This is a genomic window from Pantoea sp. V106_11 (assembly GCF_029967885.1).
GTDB classification, from domain to species: domain Bacteria; phylum Pseudomonadota; class Gammaproteobacteria; order Enterobacterales; family Enterobacteriaceae; genus Pantoea; species Pantoea ananatis.
Genome location: NZ_JASCAK010000037.1, coordinates 75,700 through 96,299, shown reverse-complemented (window position 1 = coordinate 96,299; position 20,600 = coordinate 75,700). Strand labels below are relative to the sequence as shown.

The following is a 20,600-nucleotide window of genomic DNA, read 5'->3' as shown; positions in this document are numbered from 1 at the left end:
CTGTTATTATTCAGGAATAATCCGGTACCTGATCGAGACCTTTTTTACAGATTTGCCCCGCCAACAGCCATTTACCCACTACGCTTGAATCAGCTTTTACAGGGAGACAACCATGAACAAACGTTATTCATACCAGCCACGCGCCGGACACGGTCTGCCGCACGATCCACTCAATGCTATTATCGGCCCGCGCCCTATCGGCTGGATAAGCTCCACCAGCGCCAAAGGCATACGTAATCTTGCCCCTTACAGCTTTTTCAACTGTTTCAATTACCTGCCGCCGATCATTGGTTTTGCCAGTAGCGGCTGGAAAGACAGTGTGCAAAATATTGCTGAAACCAAAGAATTTGTCTGGAATCTGGCGACCCGTCCGCTGGCTGAGGCCATGAATGAAAGTTCGATTTCTGCGCCCGCCGATCAGGACGAGTTTGCCCTTGCCGGTTTAACGCCCCTGGCCGCCTCTCAGGTCAACGCCAGTCTGGTGCAGGAAAGCCCGGTGAATTTTGAATGTAAACTCACGCAGCTGATTCAGTTGCAGGATGCGCAGGGAAAAGCCATCGACAGCTGGCTGGTGTTAGGCGAAGCCGTCGCTATCCACATTGACGAAAGGCTGCTGGAAAACGGGATTTATCAGACGGCAAAAGCCGAACCGATTCTGCGCGCGGGCGGCCCCAGTGCCTATTACGGGATCACTGAGGCGCAGCGGTTTGACCTGGTGCGTCCGGATGCGCGGCGGGGATAAATCTCAGAGCACCTCCGGCATCTGGGTTCGAAGGACCTGCACCGCGCGGGCAATCTCCGGTGCCAGCCAGCGATCCTCCTGCCAGCAGGGTACAATCTGACGCAGACGTCGCCAGGCGCGAAGGGTTCCACTTGCCAGTTGCGCCTCACCGTGGAACTCCAGCGCCTGGGCCGCCAGCAGGTATTCAATGGCGAGAATGTGATAGACGTTACTCACGGTTTTCAGCAATTTTAATGCCGCACCGGTTCCCAGACTGAGGTGGTCTTCCTGTAGCCCGGAGGTGATGTAGTTATCCAGCACCGCCGGCTGGGCCAACTGGCGATTCTCAGCACAGAGCGAGGCCGCCACGTATTGCGCAATCATCATGCCGGAGTTGACGCCGGGCTGGCCGACCAGGAAAGGCGGTAAGCCGCTGACCAACGGGTTGACCAGACGATCCAGACGCCGTTCGGCAATGCTCCCCAGTTCCGCCAGGGCGATGGCCAGCAGGTCGCAGGCCATCGCGACCGATTCACCGTGTGGATGCGCTTGTGAGACCACGCGCCAGGCCTGCGGTGTGCCCATTACCAGTGGATTATCGGTACAGGCGTTGAGTTCGGTTTCAATCTGACGCTCGGCATGTGCAAACTGATCGCGGCAGGCACCGTGCACCTGCGGCATGGATCGCAGGCTCAATGCATCCTGGGTCCGGATGCCGCTGCTTATCTTCAATAGCGGGCTGTCGCCCAGTAAACGCCGTAACCGCTCGCCGCTGCGCTGGATACCCGGGCTGGCTTTAAGGGACAACACCTCTTCATCAAAGGCAACCAGCTGACCACGCAAGGCTTCAAAACTCATGGCTCCGGTAACGTCCGCCCAGTCCAGCAAACGGCGGGCATCATCCAGCGCCAGGCAGGCCAGTCCGGTCATGCACGGCGTACCGTTTACCAGGCTAAGCCCCTCTTTTGCACCAGGTCGATAGGGCGTGAGTCCGGTCCGCGCCAGCGCCTCACTGGCAGGCACAATCTGCCCATCAAATTCCGCCTCGCCCACGCCAATCAGCGTCAGGCTGATATGCGCCATGTGCGTCAAATACCCTACCGATCCCTGCGAAGGCACCTGAGGCGTAATGTGCTGGTTAAGCAGCACCAACAGGCGCCGAACCAGTTCGACCGACACGCCGGATTTCCCGTGACTGTAGTTCGCTATCGCGGCGCATAAGATAGCGCGCACCTCATGTTTTGCCAGTAGCGGCCCCACGCCACAGGCATGACTTAACAGGGTGTTACGCGACAGCTGACTCAGCTCTTCTTCCGCCAGCATAATATTGCACAGCGCCCCCAGCCCCGTGTTGATGCCATAGGCGATCTGACCACTCGCAACGATATTCCTTACGATTTCTCGCCCCCGGGCAATGCGCTGCCAGGCACTCTCGCTCAGCACCAGCTCGGCATCGTGGCGGGCGACCTCAACCACCTCCTGCCAGGCTACCGGCGCGTCTCCCCAGACAACAACGCGACTCATCACACAGACTCCGCTGCATGGTGGCTGGAGATAAACTGCCTGAAGCGCGCCGAGCCGCCCTCACCGAACATGTCATCCGGCGTTCCCTGACAGTCAATGGTGCCTTGATGCATAAATATCACCCGGTTTGATACGTGGCGGGCAAACCCCATTTCATGCGTCACCACTAACATGGTGCGCCCCTCTTCTGCCAGACTGCGCATGACCTTCAGCACTTCGCCGACCAGTTCAGGATCAAGTGCCGAGGTGGGCTCATCAAATAACATCACCTCCGGGTCCATGGCTAGCGCACGGGCAATGGCGACGCGCTGCTGTTGACCACCCGACAACTGGGCCGGATAAAAACCTTTGCGATTCAAAAGTCCGACCCGGTCCAGCAGCTGTTCTGCCTGCGCAATACAGGTTTTCTTATCGCGTTTCAGAACATAGTGCGGCCCTTCAATGACGTTTTGCAGCACGGTCATATGGGACCAGAGATTGAAGCTCTGAAAAACCATCCCCAGGCGTGAGCGCAAACGTTCCACCTGTTTGGGATTCGCGGCCAGTTGATGCCCGCGGGCATGGCGTTTCATCTCAATGGTTTCCCCGCCGACGCTTACCACGCCGGAATCGGGTGTTTCCAGCAGGTTAATACAGCGCAGCAAGGTACTTTTGCCCGAGCCGCTGGCACCGAGGATCGAAATGACGTCACCTTTGTGGGCCTGTAATGAAATGCCTTTCAGCACTTCCATGGCGCCAAATGATTTATGGATATCGCTGGCGGACAGCGTTACGGCGGATGAATCCTGCATCTTAATCTCCCCCAGGGACGGGTTTAATGGCCGCTAGCGGCTTCTTTGCGGGCTGATGAACCGGCGTCAGTCGACGCTCAAGCAGGGCATACAGCTGCACGATGATGAAATTGAGGATCAGGTAAATGGCGGCGGCACACAGAAACACTTCCATCGTGCGGTAGGTACGCTGGATAATCTGCTGCGCGACGCCCGTGACATCCCACACGGTAACCAGGCTGGCGAGTGCGGTGGACTTCACCAGCAAAATGGCTTCGGTTGAATAGGCCGGCAAGGCATAGCGCAACATCACGGGCGCAATAATGCGCCGCAGCAGCAGCCAGCGCGACATACCGCACGCCATACCGGCTTCCACCTGCCCGGCGGGCACCGCCAGCAACGCACCACGCAGGATTTCTGCCGTATAGGCAGCAGTGCACAGGGACAGCGCCAGCACGGCACAGCTGAATGGCTCACGTAAAAACGGCCAGACAAAACTGTGGCGAATCACGCCAAACTGGCCCAGGCCGTAATAGATTAAAAACAGCTGGATCATCAGGGGAGAACCGCGAAACACCAGAATATAGCCACGGGCAAAACTGCTCAGTATGCGCCAGCGGCTCATGCGCAGCGCCAGAATGCCCACCGCCAGCACGCCGCCGCACAGGAATGAACTGATAAACAGGCCGAGCGTAACCGGCAGGGCGGCGCTTAACTTCAGGAAAGTATCAGCAAGAAAGGCAAAATCGATCATGGTGCGGTTCCTTAATGCTGTGCCGCCGTTCGGCTCTGCCAGGCGCGGCCCAGACGAGCTTCCACGCGCAGAAAAGCCCGATTCGACAGCACAGTTAACAACAGATAGCATCCGCCGCCGATCAGATAAAAGGTGAAGTAGTCCCGCGTAGAACCCGCCGCGACCTGACTGGCGCGCATCAGCTCCACGATGCCGGTGACCGAAACCAACGCAGAGTCTTTCAGGCTCATCTGCCAGACATTGGACAGGCCAGGCAGCGCGTAGCGCGCCACCTGAGGCAGCAGGATGCGCTGACGAATTCGCCAACGCGACATGCCTGTTGCCACCGCCGCTTCCACTTCGCCCCGGGACAGCGCCAGCCGGGCAGCACGATAAACTTCAGCCTGATAGGAGCCCGAAATCAGCCCGATCGCCAGTGCGCCGATCAGAAAAGGCGGCGCCTCGATAAATCCCTGCGCACCAAATATTTGACCGATCTGGGTGATCAGGCCTGAACCACCAAAGTAAAACAGGTAGATCACCAGTAGCTCCGGGATGCCGCGAAAAATCACCGAATAGCCCTCACCCAACCAGCGTAAGGGACGGTGAGAAGACAATTTCGCCGCGGCGATGCCTGAGCCTACGACGGCTCCTACCATCAGCGCGACCAGCGACAACAGCAATGTAGTGAGCGTTGCGCTCACTATCAGCCGCCCCCAGCCATCTGCGCCAAAACCCAGCAGGCTCATCATGCTCGACCTCACTTATGGCGTAACGTCAGTTTTAAACCATTTCTCGCTGAGCTCTTTTACGGTGCCGTCAGCCAGCGCGGCCTTGATGGCATCGTCCAGTTTTGCTTTCAGATCGCCGTCTGCCATCCGCACGCCCATGGCTTCACCTTCGCCCCAGATCGGGCCGCCCAGTTGCGGACCGCTGAAGGCCAGGTTGCTGTTGTCTTTGCGCGTCAGCATTGATTTGGCAAAGGTCACATCGTCAAACACCGCATCAATACGTCCAGCCTGTAAATCCAGAATGGCATCGGCAGAAGTGGTGTATTCGCGTATGTCGGCCACGCCTTTGAAATATTTATCGATAAAAGGCGTGTATACCGTGCCGGAGGCAATACCGATGGTTTTTCCTTTCAGGGCCGCCTTTATCGGTGCCAGCGCGGCTTCAATCTCTTTTTCATCATCATGCAACTTCGTCACGCCCTTGCCCGGGGGGAGCAGCGTCCCTTTTACGGCAATAAAGGTGGCTGGCGTAGAGGCATAGGGAAGCGTAAAACTGACCACTTTTTTTCGCTCTGGCGTGATCACAATGGCGTCCATGATCACGTCGTATTTACCCGCATTCAGCCCGGCGATCATGCCATCCCAGTTCTGGACAACCAGTTTGCATTCCATGCCCATGCGCTTGCACAGGTTGGCCATGAGTTCCGGCTCAAATCCCCCGAGTTTGCCGCCGGGCAGCGTCAGGTTCCAGGGTTCATAGCTGCCTTCCGTCGCTATCGTGATCGATTTCCACTCTTTCGCCTGCACCGCAACGGTGCTGAGCAGCAGGCTGGAAAACAGGGTCGTAAGGCAAAAACGGCGAAACGCTTCGGGGTGCTTCATACGGCTTCTCCTGGATGAAAATGCGTTTTAAGAGTGTCAGTGTTGTTTTAACAAAAAACTTACAAGATGATGAATCATGTATATACAAGCTAACATTGTCGAATTCATTGTCGGCTTGATCGTTTTGTGAGCCAGACACGATAAATAGCAACGGGATATCGAACAGAGCTAACTTGTACATACAACCTAGCAAAGGTCGTGCCAGTTCAGGACGCTCGGCAACCGCCGCCCCATTGCCCGGTGAAAGTGCTCTTACCAGGCCAATGCCCGTTTCAGGTGCAGCACTGCACACATTCAGCGCAAACTTGCGCGCAGTGCTGCGGCGGACAGAAACAGATCGGCAACCGATTATGTTATCGCCTGGCGGGGATCACGGATAAGCACCCTGCATTTAGCCCCTCTCACCGGTCTGGCGAACATCATCGCTCAGCCTCTTCATGCCTGGCGCGCACCTGTAAATGCCTTGCCTGAACAGGCGAAAAGATGCTGAGAGTCGTGGGAGAAAGTCGTGCGGTATGCGGTAAAAGGAGGCAGCCGGGACCCAGCGTGGCGCCCGGCTGTGTGCTATTGTGCCAACGGGCGCTAAGTGGCCGAAGCCCATCAGGTCCGTTATTCTGCGCCGGCCAAAACCGCCAGCCGGGCCGCGGTGATTGGGTTACGCCTCAGCCCGTTTGTCCCTGTTCGAGAAAGCTATGCAGCAGCGGCTTTAACACCTTCTTCAACTGCGCAGCCCGCGCTTCATGCCAGGTAAACGGCGGCGTTTCATCCATATAGTTAATTTGCGACAGCTCCAGCTGCACAGCCTGAACCTGCTGCTGCGGCTGCCCGTAAGCACGCGTGATATAACCGCCTTTGAAACGGCCGTTCACCACCCAGCTGTAGCGATCCTGCGCGCGGCACACCGAGGTGAGTCCGTTAATCACGGCACTGCTGCAGCTCGCCCCATCGTTGGTACCAATATTGAGATCCGGCAACCGCCCCTCAAACAGACGGGGAATTTCACTGGCAATAGAGTGCGCATCAAACAGCAAAGCGTAACCAAACTCCGCTTTCATTTGCGCCAGCGTCTGCTGAATCTGCTGATGGTAAGGTTGCCAGATAGCGTTAATGTAGCCCTGGCGCTGCGCATCCGTGGGCGTTTTGCCCTCGATAAAAGTCGGCGTGCCGTCAAACAGGGTTTCGGGGAACAGGCCGGTCGTGGCCGTGGTATAGAGCGGTTGATTATCCGACGGGCGATTCAGATCGATAACAAATCGTGAGTAGCGACCGATGATAATGCTCGCTCCCATATCACGCAGAAAATCATAAAGTTGTGGCAGGTGCCAGTCGGTGTCAGGTAAGTTGCGGGCGGCCTCGCTGAGTCCCTCCTCCACTTCCGGTGTCAACAGCGTACCGGCATGAGGGATACTGACCAGTAGGGGAATATCGCCCTGGGTGAAATGAAAAGGTGTCATTGTGCTTCTCCGCGATAGATGACCGTACAGGGCAGTTCACCGCCCAGCCAGTAAACCAGTTCCGCCGGGCGAGCCAGCGGCCAGTGGACAAAACTGGCAACTTTGCCAGCCTCAAGCGAGCCGTGGCTGGCTTCCAGCCCTAGCGCCTTCGCGCCCCACAGGGTGACGCCGGCCAGCGCCTCTTCCGGCGTCATGCCAAATAACGTGCAGCCCATATTGAGCATTAACCGCAGTGACAGGGCCGGAGAGGTGCCAGGGTTGGCATCACTCGCCAGCGCCATGGGCACGCCATAGCGGCGAAACAGCGCCACAGGTGGGCGCTGCGTTTCCCGTAACAGGTAAAATGCGCCAGGCAGCAGTACCGCGACCGTGCCGTGCCCGGCCATCGCCTGGACATCCTGCTCGGTAGCATATTCCAGGTGATCGGCTGAGAGCGCGTCATGGCGTGCTGCCAGCGCCGCACCACCCAGCGCAGACAACTGCTCTGCATGAAGTTTTACCGGCAGCCCCAGCGCCTTTGCCCGCTCAAACACCCGGGCTACCTGCTGAGGAGAAAAGGCCAGATGTTCACAGAAAGCATCAACCGCGTCAGCCAGCCCTTCGGCTTTGACCTGAGGCAGCAGGCGTTCGCAGATAATCGCTATCCAGCCCTCGGGATCCTGTTTAAATTCCGGCGGAAAAGCGTGCGCAGCAAGGCAGGTTGCCTGCACATCCGCAGCCACCTCTTTACCCAGTTGGCGGATGGCGCGCAGCATACGTAATTCGCTCTCTTCGTCCAGCCCGTAACCGGATTTGATCTCGACAGTCGTCACGCCTTCAGCCAGTAAACGATTCAGTCGCCAGCGGGCCGATGAAACCAGCGCCTGCTCGCTGGCCGCGCGCGTAGCCCGAACGGTAGAGAGGATGCCCCCGCCCTGTGCCGCTATGTCGGCATAACTGACCCCGTTGAGACGCTGTTCAAATTCCTGACTGCGATCCCCACCAAAAACCAGATGCGTATGACAATCGACCAGCCCTGGCGTGATAATCCCGCCCGGTAACTGATGATGTTTTTGTGCGCTAAAGGCAGGCATATCCGCGGCGGCGCCTACCCACACCAGCTTGTCTGCCTTCACCGCCAGCGCCCCCTGCTCAATCATCGCGTAGCGGCCACCGCGCATGGTCACCACATCAGCACCGGTCCACACACTGTCTACCTGGAGTTCTTCTGCCATTCCTGCCTCTCGTTACTCTCGCCGTTTACAGCCCACTTTAAAGTATGTATATGTATATACAACCACATCCCTTGAGGATCAACTATGGCAACTTTTTTTGCGCCCCGCGCACTGCTGGCTGACGGCTGGTACAAACAGGTACGCATCCACGTCAGTCCGGCCGGAATCATTGAGGCCATCACGCCCAACAGTGATGACCGTCAGGCATGTCGCTTACCCGGCGAGGTCATTCCCGCTATCGCGAATCTGCACTCTCATGCTTTTCAGCGCGCCATGGCCGGTCTGGCCGAAGTGGCGGGCGATCCGCAAGACAGCTTCTGGACCTGGCGCGACTTAATGTATCGCATGGTGCAGCGCCTGACGCCCCAGCAGGTGGGCGATATTGCCGCGTTGCTGTACATCGATATGTTAAAAGGTGGCTACTGCCAGGTTGCAGAATTCCATTATCTGCATCACGACGTTAACGGCCTGCCCTATGCGGATGATGCCATGCTGCAGCAGTTGATTGCCGCCGCCGAGACGGCAGGCATTGGTCAGACCCTGCTTCCGGTGCTTTACAGCTACAGCGGGTTTGGCGCGCAGCCGCCTGTGGCCGGGCAGAAACGCTTTATTCAGCAGACCGACAACTACCTGCAACAGCAGGCACGCCTGCAGACGTGGGTGAAAGACAAGCCATTGCACAACGTGGGCCTGTGCTTTCACTCACTGCGTGCGGTGAGCGAAGTGCAAATGCACGAAGTGTTAGCCGCCAGCGATCGGTCGTTACCGGTGCACATCCACGTTGCCGAGCAGGAAAAAGAGGTGAACGACAGCCTGGCCTGGAGCGGCGAGCGCCCGGTGAGCTGGCTGATGAACCGCTTTGACGTTGACGCGCGCTGGTGCCTGATCCATGCCACACATCTTGATGACAGCGAGGTGACGCGCCTTGCCACCAGCGGCGCGGTCGCCGGGTTGTGTCCGACTACCGAAGCCAATCTTGGCGACGGCATTTTCCCGGCGGTGGACTATATCGCTCAGGGCGGTCGCTGGGGCATCGGCTCTGACAGCCATGTCTCATTGAGCGTTCAGGAAGAGCTGCGCTGGCTGGAGTATGCTCAGCGTCTGCGCGACCGCCGTCGTAACCGTATCGCCCTGGCTCACCAGCCTTCCGTCGGCGACCTGCTGTGGCAGCAGGCAGCTGCAGGCGGCGCTCAGGCCTGTGGGATCAGGAGTGGTTCACTGGCCGTGGGGCAGCGCGCCGACTGGCTGGTACTGCGCGATCAGGCCTGGCTGGGCAGCGTGAATGAACACGCCCTGCTTAACCGATGGCTGTTTGCGGGCCAGCGCGATCAGATTCGCGACGTGTATGTGGCGGGCAATCGGGTCATTAACGACGGGCATCATGCCGAAGAACACGCCTGCGCGGCGCGCTTCGCCCAGGCAATGGCGGCGCTGCAATGAGAACATTATTTTCTCTGGAAAACTTACCCGCTAGCCGCTGGCGCAACGGCGGAGGCGAAACACGCGAGATTATCAGCTTTCCGCCTGATGCCGACGATTTCGCCTGGCGAGCCAGTATTGCGACCATTGCTCAGGACGGCCCGTTTTCGACGTTCAACGGCATAGATCGCACCATTACTCTGCTGAACGGCAGCCCGGTGCTGCTGCGCGGTCCGGCAGGCGAGCACCGCTTACTGCCTGAAGTTCCCTGGGCTTTCGCGGGTGAATGGGCGCTTGAAGCCAGTCTGGAAGGCAAAGAGGCCAGTCAGGATTTTAACGTCATGACGCGGCGTGACGCATGGCGGGCGCAGGCCGACGTCGTTACGCAAGCCGTCTGCAGCGAGCACGGCGTGGCGTGGGTGTTAGCCGGAGAATGGCGCATCGCGGATGACGCGCGGTTAGAGGCGCAGCAGGGGACATGGTGGGTTGATCACTCCACCCTGCTCTCGCCAGCCAGTCCGGAGGCAAGATTGCTGTTCGTGCGCCTTACCCGTGTCCTTTGAAGCGGCCCAGCAGCTTATAGCGCGAGCCCGGATAGAGTAATCGCGCATAGGTCACGATTTTATTGTCGCTCCAGGTCTGGCGGCGGATAAGCAGACAGGGCTCATGCTCATCGATCGCCAGATGTTTACGCTGACGCGCATCGGGCATCACCGCTTCAACGATGTGCTCGCCTGCCGTTAACGGCGCCGCCCGCATCAGATAGGTATAAGGCGTGAGCGTATGGTAATCCTGAGTCAGATAGTCCGGAGCCAGCTGCGGATTCACCAGTCGGTCTTCAAGCTGCACCGGCAACTCGTTTTCATAATGCACAATCAGCGAATGAAACAGCGTTTGCCCGGTGGTCAGCCCCAGAACCGAAGCCTGCTCGGGATCGGCTTTGTTCTGACCCATCATCAGAATTTTGCAGCTGTGCTGGTGACCGCGCTGGGCAATTTCATCGGCGATGTTATGCACTTCGAGCATGGCCGTATAGCCTTTCATTTCGGCAACGAATGTTCCCACGCCCTGCATACGCACCAGAAACCCTTCGCTGGTCAGCTCGCGTAATGCACGATTGATGGTCATCCGGCTCACGCCTAGTTCATTGACCAGCTCGCTTTCGGAGGGCACGCGCTGATTTGCTTTCCAGTGTCCTTCACGAATCTGGCTGATGATAGCCTGCTTGACCCGTTGATAAATAGGCGCAGGTTCATCGCTCATGGCCGCCGCCAGTTGTGCAATTGCCGTATGCTCGGCCATAACGTTTTCCTTTCGCAGATAATGCGCAGAGTTTACTGCCTGCAGGGTTGGATGTATATACATTCAGACGCGGTTTCAGCACTTTAACCGTGCACCTGCTGCCTGATAAAGGTGCAGCAATACCGGTCGTTGCTCGCTCCCCCCTGTCCTGACGCCCGATCAATTTTGTGATCGGTTTGGCACGCTGATTGCAACTTGTATAGACAAGAATAGACACTTATGGTTCACTCGCGTTATTCAGTTGATCAGGGTCAATAAAGATGCCCTGCGGCAACCCAACCCTTGTATAGACAGGAGCAGGTTATGTCAGGTTCGACTCAGGTATTACACCTGGTGCCAGGTAATGTTGATCTCGCGACGTTACGCGCAATTTATCAGGGCAACGTTACCCTCAGCCTCGACGATGGCGCCCGCCAGGCCGTCGCCGAGGCACAACGCACCGTTGACGCGATCGTCGCCTCCGGCAGCGTGGTTTACGGCATTAACACCGGTTTTGGCAAACTGGCCCAAACTCAGATCCCCGCCAGCCGTCTGGCGGATCTGCAACGTAATCTGGTGCTGTCCCACAGCGTCGGGTTAGGGAATTTACTGCCTGATAACGTCACGCGGCTGGTCGTCGCCAGCAAAGTGATCAGCCTTTCGCGGGGCCATTCGGGTGTACGCATCGAACTGATCGATGCCCTGCTGGCCCTGTTTAATGCCGGCATCATGCCGTGCATTCCGGAAAAAGGATCGGTGGGTGCCTCGGGCGATCTGGCACCGCTGGCGCATATGTCGCTGATGCTGCTTGGTGAAGGTCAGGTCAGGTTCAAAGGGGAACTTATTGCGGCGACAGAAGGCCTGGCTAAAGTCGGGTTGACGCCCTTTGTTCTGGGCCCGAAAGAAGGTCTGGCATTGCTTAACGGCACCCAGGTTTCCACGGCGCTGGCGCTGCGTGGCCTGTTTGAAGCCGAAAACCTGTTTGCCGCAGGTTTACTGGCGGGCGCCCTGTCATTAGAAGCGATCAAAGGTTCGTTAAAACCCTTCGATGCACGTATCCATCAGGCGCGCGGTCAGCACGGGCAGATTGCCGTGGCCGCCGCGATTACCAGCCTGATTGAAGGAAGCGAAATCCTCGGTTCACATACCCACTGTGGCCGGGTACAGGATCCCTATTCTATCCGCTGCGTACCTCAGGTAATGGGCGCCTGCCTGGATAACCTCTCTCATGCCGCGCGCGTCCTGCAAATTGAAGCCAACGCCGCCTCTGATAATCCGCTGGTTTTCAGCGAAACCGGCGATGTGATCTCCGGCGGCAACTTCCATGCTGAACCGGTCGCCTTTGCAGCCGACATTATTGCGCTGGCCGTGGCTGAAGTGGGCGCTATCTCGGAACGTCGACTGGCCCTGCTGCTGGATACCGGCCTGTCCGGACTGCCACCTTTCCTGGTTCGCGACGGCGGCGTGAACTCCGGCTTTATGATTGCCCAGGTCACTGCGGCGGCGCTGGCATCAGAAAATAAATCGCTGGCCCATCCCGGCAGTGTAGACAGCTTACCGACCTCGGCTAACCAGGAAGATCACGTTTCCATGGCCACCTATGCCGCCCGCCGCCTGGGAGATATGTGCTTCAACAGCGCCGCCGTGGTGGGCATTGAAGCGATGGCCGCCGCCCAGGGCATTGAGTTTCATCGTCCCTTGCAAAGTTCTGCACCGATAGAGCAGGCCATTGGCCACATCCGCGAACGCGTTGCCTTCCTGGAAGAAGACCGCCTGCTGGCACCCGACATTGAGGCGATGCGTCAGTGGGCAAGCCGCTGCGACTGGCCAGAGGCACTCACCGCATTACTACCCAGCATGGGCACCTATTCAGTTAAATAAGGAATCCGTCATGAGCGAAACCCTGTCTAAAGCGGTAGCACGCGAGATCCGTGCGCCACGTGGAAATGAACTGCACTGCGCTAACTGGTTAATTGAAGCGGCTTACCGCATGATTCAGAACAACCTGGATCCCGACGTGGCAGAACGTCCGGAAGATCTGGTGGTGTACGGCGGTATTGGTAAAGCCGCGCGCAACTGGGAATGTTTTGAGCAAATTTTACGATCGCTGCAGCTCCTGCAGCCGGACGAAACCCTGCTGATCCAGTCGGGCAAACCCGTCGGCGTGTTTCGTACCCATGCGGATGCCCCCCGCGTCCTGCTGGCCAACTCCAATCTGGTTCCTCACTGGGCTAACTGGGATCACTTCCACGAACTGGATAAAGCCGGGCTGATGATGTATGGCCAGATGACGGCCGGCTCATGGATTTACATTGGCGCCCAGGGAATCGTTCAGGGCACCTACGAGACGTTTGTCGAGGCCGGACGCCAGCACTATAACAATGATCTAAGCGGACGCTGGATCCTGACCGCCGGTTTAGGTGGCATGGGTGGTGCGCAACCCTTGGCAGGCGTGCTGGCAGGCGCCTGCGTACTGGCGATTGAGTGTCAGGAATCCCGTATCGATTTTCGTTTACGCACGCGTTATGTCGATTACAAAGCCACCTCGCTGGATGAGGCACTGGCCCTGATTGATGAGGCGACCAAAGCGAAGAAAGCCATTTCTGTCGGCCTGCTGGGCAACGCAGCGGAAATCCTGCCCGAGCTGGTTAAGCGCGCCAAAGCGGGTGGACCTAAGCCTGACATCGTCACCGACCAGACTTCGGCGCACGATCCCCTTAACGGCTATCTGCCCATTGACTGGGACGTCTCACGCTGGGAGCAGGAACGCAAGACACATCCTAAAGCCGTGGAGAAAGCTGCCCGTGCCTCTATGGCCGTCCACGTTCAGGCGATGCTCGACTTCTGTCATATGGGCATTCCTACCGTCGATTATGGCAACAACATTCGCCAGGTCGCACTGGATGAAGGCGTCAGCAATGCCTTTGATTTTCCCGGTTTTGTACCAGCCTATATCCGTCCCCTGTTTTGCGAAGGTAAAGGTCCGTTCCGCTGGGTTGCCCTGTCTGGCGACCCTGAAGATATCTACAAAACGGATGCCAAACTCAAAGAACTTTTCCCGCAACATAAAACGCTGCATCGCTGGCTGGATATGGCGCAGGAACGCATCGCCTTCCAGGGCTTACCGGCGCGTATCTGCTGGCTGGGATTGGGTGAGCGCCATCTCGCGGCCCTCGCGTTCAATGAAATGGTACGCAACGGCGAGCTAAAAGCACCGATTGTGATCGGTCGCGATCACCTCGACTGCGGCTCTGTTGCCTCGCCAAACCGTGAAACCGAAGCGATGAAAGATGGGTCGGATGCGGTATCCGACTGGCCGCTGCTCAACGCCCTGCTGAATACGGCGGGCGGCGCGACCTGGGTGAGCCTGCATCATGGTGGTGGCGTGGGCATGGGCTTCTCCCAGCATTCTGGCGTGGTGATTGTGTGCGACGGCACGGAAGCGGCTGATGCCCGCTTGGGCCGCGTGCTGTGGAACGATCCTGCTACCGGCGTGATGCGTCATGCCGATGCGGGATACGAACAGGCACAGCAGTGTGCGACAAAACACGGTCTGAACTTACCGATGCAATAACCCGCAACGCCGATTTTATTGAGTCGCGTCATGCGGTAAAAAACGCTGTTCCGGGGAGTGCGGTTCCGGAACAGCGGCGCGAAATGCTCGCAACAGGCTTACTCAGGCTTCGTGGACGTCAGCGTAATCCGTTCCAAAGGCCCGACAATAAAGAGATAGGAAATCAGGCCGAGCAGCCCCATCGATCCCACATATAAAATCGCATAATCAAATGATTGCGTATTTGCCAGAATGATCCCGATCACCAGCGGGGTAACGATACTGGCCATATTGCCGCACATGTTGAAAACGCCACCGGCAATGCCCAACACCTCTTTCGGCGATGTATCGCTCAGCACACACCAGCCCAGATTGCCAAAACCTTTGGCGAAAAAGGCAACGCTCATGGCCGCAACCACCACAATTTCCGAGGACGTGTAATTGGCGATAACAATGACACAGGAGAGCAGCATCCCACAGATGACGGGCAGTTTACGCGCAACCGTCAGGCTGTAACCGCGTTTGAGTAACGCATCAGAAAACACGCCGCCCAACAGGCCGCCCACAAAACCCGCGATGGCCGGTATACTGGCAATAAATCCCACTTTCAGAATCGACATGCCCTTGGCCTGATAGAGATAGGTAGGGAACCAGGTCAGGAAGAACCAGGTAATTGAGGTGACACAAAACTGGCCAATGTAGACACCAATCATCATGCGGTTAATACACACGCTTTTAAACTGCGCCAGTGTAATTTTCTCTTGCGCCTTTTTACTGCCTAATGCGGGTTCTCCACCGCCGTCACGAATATACTCGATTTCCTCCTGATTTACTTTGGGATGCTGTAAGGGATCTCTGACTTTAAAAAGCCAGACGATCCCTAAAATAACGCCAATCGCACCGATATAATAAAAAACATAGTGCCAACTTAAATTATGAAGAATAATTGTCATCAAAGGCGTAATAATTCCGAGCGAGATATATTGTGCTGACTGATAAATCGACGTCACAAATCCCCGCTCTTTATTTGGAAACCACTGCACACTTAACCGACTGTTTGCCGGAAAAGCTGGCGCTTCAATGGCCCCCATTAATAAACGCAAAATCACCAGAACGATAAGCGGACTGGCGTAGAGATAAATCGTGCCCTGCAGCATGGTCACCAGCGACCAGCCAATCAGCGCACAGCCGTATACCATGCGGGCACCATAGCGGTCCAGTAACCAGCCGCCGGGTAATTGCATAATGACATAGGCAATACCAAAGGCCGAAAAGGCCAGCCCCATTGCTTCAGGATCAAAGCCCAACTCCTGACTCATAAAAGGCGCGACAACAGATAACGTCGCACGATCGGCATAATTAAATACGGTGGCAAGAAACAGAAATAGCAAAATAGAATAACGTACCTTGGTACGTTTTATTATTGTATTCATCACCCACTCCTGGATATCGGGTTGAGAGAGATTTAAAAGGAGAGGTGGCGGGAGAGATTCCCGCCAAAAAGATTAGGGACGTTTGCCGAATTCACAGGTTAATTGAGTCCAGCTTCGTGCCTGTTCGCTGAGCGTAAAACCAAGTCCGTGGCGATCTGAAACAAACATCCGTCCGTCACGTAATTCCAGTTGCTCATTAAATAACGGGTTCAGCCATTCGAAATGCTCCAGCCAGGGCTCAAGCGGATAGGCCGCCGCCAGATGCAGGTGAACCTCCATGGCGAAATGTGGCGCAAGCTTACGACCGTGCTTCGCCGCCAGATCCATGATTTTCAGGAAAGGGGAAATGCCACCCACGCGCGGCGCATCCGGCTGAACGAAATCACTGGCGTTGCCCAAAATCAGTTGCTCATGCTCACGGAAGCTGGTGAGCATCTCACCGGTCGCAATGGGCGTGTCCAGCGCGGCGGCCAGTTGTGCATGGCCTTCCACATCGTAAGCATCCAGCGGTTCTTCAATCCAGATCAGATTGAACGGCTCCATTTTGCGGCCCATACGGATAGCGGTCTCACGATCCCACTGTTGGTTGGCATCAACCATCAACGGAAAATCGTCGCCCAGCGCTTCACGCACTGCCGTTAAGCGACGAATGTCTTCGGCACAGTTTGGCTGCCCCACTTTCAACTTGATCCCGCCGATGCCGTTTTCACGTGAAATCACCACGTTCTTTAATACCTGCTCCAGCGGTGTATGCAGGAAGCCGCCCGAGGTGTTGTAGCACTGTACGGAATCACGATGGGAACCTAACAGTTTTGCCAACGGCAGCCCGGCGCGTTTCGCTTTCATATCCCACAGCGCAATATCAATGGGAGAGATAGCCTGCACCGCCATGCCGCTTCGTCCTACCGATGCGCCCGCCCACAGCAGTTTGGTGTAGATTTTATCAATATCGTTTGGATCTTCCCCCAGCAGATTATCGGCAATCTCCTTAGCATGCGCGTAAATGCCCTGCCCGCCAGCGCGTTTGGAATAGCTGAATCCCACCCCTTCAAAACCCTCACGGCTACGAATTTCAGCAATGATAATGGCCACTTCGGTTAACGGCTTTTGGCGCCCTGTCAGCACCTTGGCATCGCTGACGGGCGTGGCCAGGGGTAAAATCGACAGGGAGAGTTTGACCCATTCAATACGATCACCGACGTCAGCCGCCGTTTTTGCGTTCACCGTTTTGGCATAGCTCACGGCATGAGAATTTGCGCTTACAGACATAGTTATCTCCTGTGGTTTAAAAATGATTGCGCTAACATTTTTATCTTTACATCCCGGCCTGCGGCAGAAAACCGCGTTGTGTTTATTTTGAACAACAGATCACATTTACCTTGCATAAAGGGAGTCATGCTGCCAGCGAGATCGCATTTATGACTTTTTCTTCGTGTTAAACAACATAATGATTGCGTTAACATCTATCGCGAATTTTTTTAGTCATGTCAGCGCATATTGCTTAATGCGTAACGCACCGGCTGGAAATGCTCAGGAACATGAAGAATAATGCCAGTGCGAATACCGCCGTCACCGTGAAATGGATTGCCGTGAAAAGTTCGAAACCGACCCATGCGCCCACGCTTGAAGATGTCGCCCGCCATGCCGGACTGTCACCGATGACCGTCAGCCGCGTGCTGAATGCCCCGCAGTTAGTGCGGCCTAAAACGGCAGAAAGAGTCATGGAGGCGGTGCGGGTGACGGGATACATTCCTAATGCGCTGGCGGGAAGCCTGGCTTCAAGGCGCAGTAAGCTCATCGCTGTCGTGGTGCCGCAAATCAACAACAACATGTTCGTGGATACCATTCAGTCGTTGAGTGATGAGCTGGGCTTGCGGGGTTATCATATCCTGCTGAGCGTGGCGGGCTATCGCGCCGATACTGAAGCCGAACTGGTGGCAACACTGCTGTCACGACGTCCGGACGGGATTGTTCTGACCGGGATCCATCATTCGGCCGCGCTTAAAAAGGTGATCCTGAATGCCGCGATACCGGTCGTTGAAATCTGGGATCTGACGCCAACGCCGCTCGATATGCTGGTGGGATTCTCGCATCAACGCGTTGGTCAGGCCACGGCAGAATACCTGCTTGAACAAGGCTTCCGTCGGCCCGGCCTGGTGTGGACGTCAGACAAACGTGCCGGACAGCGTAAACAGGGATTATGTGACGTCTTCAGCCAGCAGGGAATTGACGCAATTCCACAGGCAGACGCGGCGCTCCCCGCCTCTCTGGCATCCGGACGCGCCGGTTTAACGCAGCTCTTCGATCAGGGTGAGTATGACGTCATCGTCTGCAGTTCAGACACGCTGGCACAGGGTGCGATTATGGAGGCAGAAAGCCGTGGCCTGCGCGTGCCTGAAGATATTGCGGTGATGGGCTTTGGCGATCTGGATTTTGCTGCCAGCAATCGCCCTGCCCTCACCACGGTCAGCGTCGATCGGGTCGCTATAGGTCAACGTGCCGCTACGCTGCTGGCCGATCGGATTGAACAGCGTCCCTGCGCAGAAAGCATTATTGATATCGGCTTCCATTTAATTAAGCGTGAGTCGGCATAACAGGCGATACGGTTGCACGCTTGTTTATTACTTATTCCATTTTGATTTAGCCCATTCGCTATTTTATCGCGCCTGGCGATAGACGCGCTCTCGCCCGGCCTCTAAAGTGAAGCTTCCTGAATGATATGGAGCGCGACATTGCATGACTCTTTCCTCTGACCTGCTTGATGATGCGCTGCGCTGGCGCCACCAGTTTCATCGCGAACCCGAACTCGGCTATGAGGAACATCGGACCAGCGATAAGGTTGCGCATGAACTTGAGCAGGCGGGCCTGCAGGTATTTCGTGGTCTTGCCGGGACGGGCGTGGTTGGCACCCTGAAAAATGGAAGCGGACCGGTCATCGGCCTGCGTGCCGACATGGACGCGCTGCCCATCAATGAAAAAGGCGAAACCGCCTGGCGCTCCAGTAAACCTGGTGTGATGCACGCCTGCGGCCATGATGGCCACACGGCGATTTTACTGGCGGCCGCCAGACAGCTTGCCGCCACGCGTCAGTTCAGCGGCACGGTGCATTTTATTTTTCAGCCTGCGGAAGAAAACCTCGGCGGCGCCCGGAAAATGGTGGAAGAGGGATTATTTACCCGTTTCCCCATGGATGCTGTCTATGCAATGCACAACTGGCCCGGCCTGCCGCTGGGATCGCTGGCGGTTAACGCCGGTGCGATGATGGCCTCACTGGATGCGTTTGAAATTACGCTGAGCGGTAAAAGCTGCCACGCGGCCATGCCGGAAAGCGGTGCCGACCCGATGGTGGTGGCAGCTGAACTGATTCTGGCCCTGCAAACGATCCCCTCACGTCGCCTTTCTCCCCTTTCCTCGGCCGTGGTGAGCGTCACGCAGATTCAGGGTGGTGAGGCAATTAACGTGATTCCCGAACAGATCGTTCTGCGCGGCACCGTGCGCTGCCTGCAAGACGATGTGCGCAAACGGGTTCATGCGCTTATTGATGATTTTGTCACTACGCTGCCGAAACCCTTTGGCGTCTGCGGCGCGATTCGCTGGCTACCTGGCTACCCGGTGACAACCAACCATACAGGCCCGGCCCGGCAGGTTCACGACGTTGCCGTCAGTACGCTGGGGGAAGAGCAGGTGCGGTGGCAGGTGAATCCCTCCATGGCCTCTGAAGATTTCGCCTGCATGCTGGAAGCCTGCCCGGGGGCCTATTTCTGGCTCGGTGCAGATGGTGCAACCCCATCCGCCCCCTTACATAATGCTCACTACGATTTCAACGATGCGCTCATCCCCACCGGTATCCGCTTCTGGCAAAACCTGGTTGAGCACGCCCTGCCACAGGCTCACCGTTAAAAACCGGCCGCCGCCAGTTTCTCAAGGCCGGCTTCCCGCGAGGCGCACTGACCGCTTGCGCGCAGGCAGCAGGCAATTTGCAGTCGCAGCGCCTCTGGCAGAGGGCGCTGGTGATTCAGCACCTCTTCCGTCCACCGCGCTGTCTCGGCGGCCGACTTGTCGGCGGGCAGCGGCACCGCAACCTCCGGCTGTCTCTCTACCCAGACCTCCGCCTGCTGTGCTGCACCGCCCACATAGCTGATGGCCGGGCAGCGCTGCGGATTGGCATAAACCTCACCTTCGGTCCCGTTCAGCAGAATCGCGGGGGCATCGATAGCGCTAAAAAAGGTCGCCACCCGTGGAACATACTCCGGGTGGGATACGCTTGACAGGCGCAGGGCCTCGCGCTCACCAAACGGCGTGGCCAGCTTCGCCAGCGTGTGGGCGCTGTTACGCACGCCCATGCGCCAGCGTAACGACAGCTGTTTTGCCATGGGTGGGCAGAGGTGATCGATGGTAATAAAGGCCAGCTCACCCCTGTCGAGCTTTGCCTGTGCCTGTTCGGCCGTAGTGACCGGCACGATCCCCAGCGCGGCAAAGACCGCTTCGCTGGTCACGCGCGTGGCATCGTCACTGACGCCGTGAACCAGCACGGGCAGACCGAGCCTGTTAAGCACCTGCGCCAGTAATGGGGTTAAATTTCCCTGACGGCGCGCACCGTTATAGCTGGGAATGACCACAGGCATTGGACGACCGCTCGGCGCCTGCAGGCGCATCACACGCGACTGCATCGCCTGATAGAAGCCGCGCATTTCTGCTTCGCCTTCACCTTTGATTCGCAGGGCGATTAAAATACTGCCCATTTCAAGATCCGGCACCTCGCCGTCCAGCATTGCGCCGTAGAGTGCCAGGGCACTGTCGAAATCGATATCGCGAGCATGGTTCTTACCGCGCCCGACTTCTTTGATAATTTTATTCAGTTCCATCACGCATTTCCGCTCAGTGG

The 20,600-nt window shown here is 57.0% G+C and carries 18 protein-coding genes; 7 read left to right on the top strand and 11 right to left on the bottom strand.

The window, feature by feature from the left end:
- Positions 1 to 112: 112 nt before the first annotated feature.
- On the top strand, positions 113 to 742 hold the full coding sequence (locus QLG08_RS19295) for a flavin reductase family protein (RefSeq protein ID WP_014593268.1): 630 nt from the start codon (positions 113 to 115) through the stop codon (positions 740 to 742).
- Positions 743 to 745: 3 nt separating this feature from the next.
- On the opposite strand, the gene hutH (QLG08_RS19290) is transcribed toward QLG08_RS19295, so the two are convergent.
- From hutH (QLG08_RS19290) to hutI, 7 genes are all read right to left on the bottom strand, one after another.
- Positions 746 to 2,245, bottom strand: coding sequence for a histidine ammonia-lyase (gene hutH, locus QLG08_RS19290; protein ID WP_238493087.1), 1,500 nt, complete (start codon positions 2,243 to 2,245; stop codon positions 746 to 748).
- The gene (locus QLG08_RS19285) at positions 2,245 to 3,036 is read right to left on the bottom strand and encodes an ATP-binding cassette domain-containing protein (protein ID WP_013025163.1); all 792 of its coding nucleotides are present in this window, start codon (positions 3,034 to 3,036) and stop codon (positions 2,245 to 2,247) included. The genes hutH (QLG08_RS19290) and QLG08_RS19285 overlap by 1 nt, the downstream gene beginning before the upstream one ends.
- Before the next feature lies 1 nt (position 3,037).
- The gene (locus QLG08_RS19280) at positions 3,038 to 3,769 is read right to left on the bottom strand and encodes an ABC transporter permease subunit (protein WP_013025162.1); all 732 of its coding nucleotides are present in this window, start codon (positions 3,767 to 3,769) and stop codon (positions 3,038 to 3,040) included.
- Between the two features lie 11 nt (positions 3,770 to 3,780).
- Positions 3,781 to 4,500 carry an ABC transporter permease subunit gene (locus tag QLG08_RS19275; protein WP_015700691.1) on the bottom strand — a complete coding sequence of 240 codons (720 nt, stop codon included), beginning with the start codon at positions 4,498 to 4,500 and terminating at the stop codon, positions 3,781 to 3,783.
- A 12-nt stretch (positions 4,501 to 4,512) separates the two neighbouring features.
- Positions 4,513 to 5,361, bottom strand: a complete 849-nt coding sequence (locus QLG08_RS19270) for a transporter substrate-binding domain-containing protein (protein ID WP_014606246.1) — start codon at positions 5,359 to 5,361, stop codon at positions 4,513 to 4,515.
- 662 nt (positions 5,362 to 6,023) lie between these two features.
- Positions 6,024 to 6,815, bottom strand: a complete 792-nt coding sequence (hutG, locus tag QLG08_RS19265) for an N-formylglutamate deformylase (protein WP_238493088.1) — start codon at positions 6,813 to 6,815, stop codon at positions 6,024 to 6,026.
- The gene (gene hutI, locus QLG08_RS19260) at positions 6,812 to 8,029 is read right to left on the bottom strand and encodes an imidazolonepropionase (RefSeq protein WP_014593262.1); all 1,218 of its coding nucleotides are present in this window, start codon (positions 8,027 to 8,029) and stop codon (positions 6,812 to 6,814) included. Before hutI ends, hutG begins: the two co-directional genes overlap by 4 nt.
- Before the next feature lie 84 nt (positions 8,030 to 8,113).
- Between hutI and QLG08_RS19255 the strand changes: the two genes are divergently transcribed.
- Both QLG08_RS19255 and QLG08_RS19250 read left to right on the top strand, forming a co-directional pair.
- Positions 8,114 to 9,469, top strand: a complete 1,356-nt coding sequence (locus QLG08_RS19255) for a formimidoylglutamate deiminase (protein ID WP_014606247.1) — start codon at positions 8,114 to 8,116, stop codon at positions 9,467 to 9,469.
- Positions 9,466 to 10,011, top strand: coding sequence for a HutD family protein (locus tag QLG08_RS19250; RefSeq protein ID WP_014593260.1), 546 nt, complete (start codon positions 9,466 to 9,468; stop codon positions 10,009 to 10,011). Before QLG08_RS19255 ends, QLG08_RS19250 begins: the two co-directional genes overlap by 4 nt.
- Here the strand turns inward: QLG08_RS19250 and hutC are convergent.
- Positions 9,995 to 10,750: a histidine utilization repressor gene (gene hutC / locus QLG08_RS19245; protein WP_014606249.1), complete on the bottom strand. Its 756-nt coding sequence runs from the start codon at positions 10,748 to 10,750 to the stop codon at positions 9,995 to 9,997. The two genes, QLG08_RS19250 and hutC, sit on opposite strands and share 17 nt — an antisense overlap.
- Before the next feature lie 303 nt (positions 10,751 to 11,053).
- Here hutC and hutH (QLG08_RS19240) point away from each other — a divergent pair, with 303 nt between their 5' ends.
- Together hutH (QLG08_RS19240) and hutU are read left to right on the top strand one after the other, a co-directional pair.
- Positions 11,054 to 12,610: a histidine ammonia-lyase gene (hutH, locus tag QLG08_RS19240; protein WP_238493089.1), complete on the top strand. Its 1,557-nt coding sequence runs from the start codon at positions 11,054 to 11,056 to the stop codon at positions 12,608 to 12,610.
- Between the two features lie 10 nt (positions 12,611 to 12,620).
- Positions 12,621 to 14,303, top strand: a complete 1,683-nt coding sequence (gene hutU, locus QLG08_RS19235) for a urocanate hydratase (RefSeq protein WP_014593258.1) — start codon at positions 12,621 to 12,623, stop codon at positions 14,301 to 14,303.
- Positions 14,304 to 14,401: 98 nt separating this feature from the next.
- Here the strand turns inward: hutU and QLG08_RS19230 are convergent, their stop codons facing one another.
- Together QLG08_RS19230 and QLG08_RS19225 are read right to left on the bottom strand one after the other, a co-directional pair.
- Positions 14,402 to 15,715, bottom strand: coding sequence for an MFS transporter (locus tag QLG08_RS19230; RefSeq protein ID WP_014593257.1), 1,314 nt, complete (start codon positions 15,713 to 15,715; stop codon positions 14,402 to 14,404).
- Between the two features lie 72 nt (positions 15,716 to 15,787).
- Positions 15,788 to 16,984 carry an L-talarate/galactarate dehydratase gene (locus QLG08_RS19225; protein WP_014593256.1) on the bottom strand — a complete coding sequence of 399 codons (1,197 nt, stop codon included), beginning with the start codon at positions 16,982 to 16,984 and terminating at the stop codon, positions 15,788 to 15,790.
- A 320-nt stretch (positions 16,985 to 17,304) separates the two neighbouring features.
- Between QLG08_RS19225 and QLG08_RS19220 the strand changes: the two genes are divergently transcribed.
- Both QLG08_RS19220 and QLG08_RS19215 read left to right on the top strand, forming a co-directional pair.
- Positions 17,305 to 18,309 (top strand): LacI family DNA-binding transcriptional regulator, encoded by a 1,005-nt coding sequence (locus QLG08_RS19220; protein WP_033774483.1) that lies wholly within the window; start codon positions 17,305 to 17,307, stop codon positions 18,307 to 18,309.
- A gap of 142 nt (positions 18,310 to 18,451) precedes the next feature.
- Positions 18,452 to 19,615, top strand: a complete 1,164-nt coding sequence (locus QLG08_RS19215) for a M20 aminoacylase family protein (RefSeq protein ID WP_024470907.1) — start codon at positions 18,452 to 18,454, stop codon at positions 19,613 to 19,615.
- On the opposite strand, the gene ybiB is transcribed toward QLG08_RS19215, so the two are convergent.
- Positions 19,612 to 20,580: a DNA-binding protein YbiB gene (gene ybiB / locus QLG08_RS19210; RefSeq protein ID WP_014593253.1), complete on the bottom strand. Its 969-nt coding sequence runs from the start codon at positions 20,578 to 20,580 to the stop codon at positions 19,612 to 19,614. The two genes, QLG08_RS19215 and ybiB, sit on opposite strands and share 4 nt — an antisense overlap.
- Between the last annotated feature and the right edge of the window lie 20 nt (positions 20,581 to 20,600).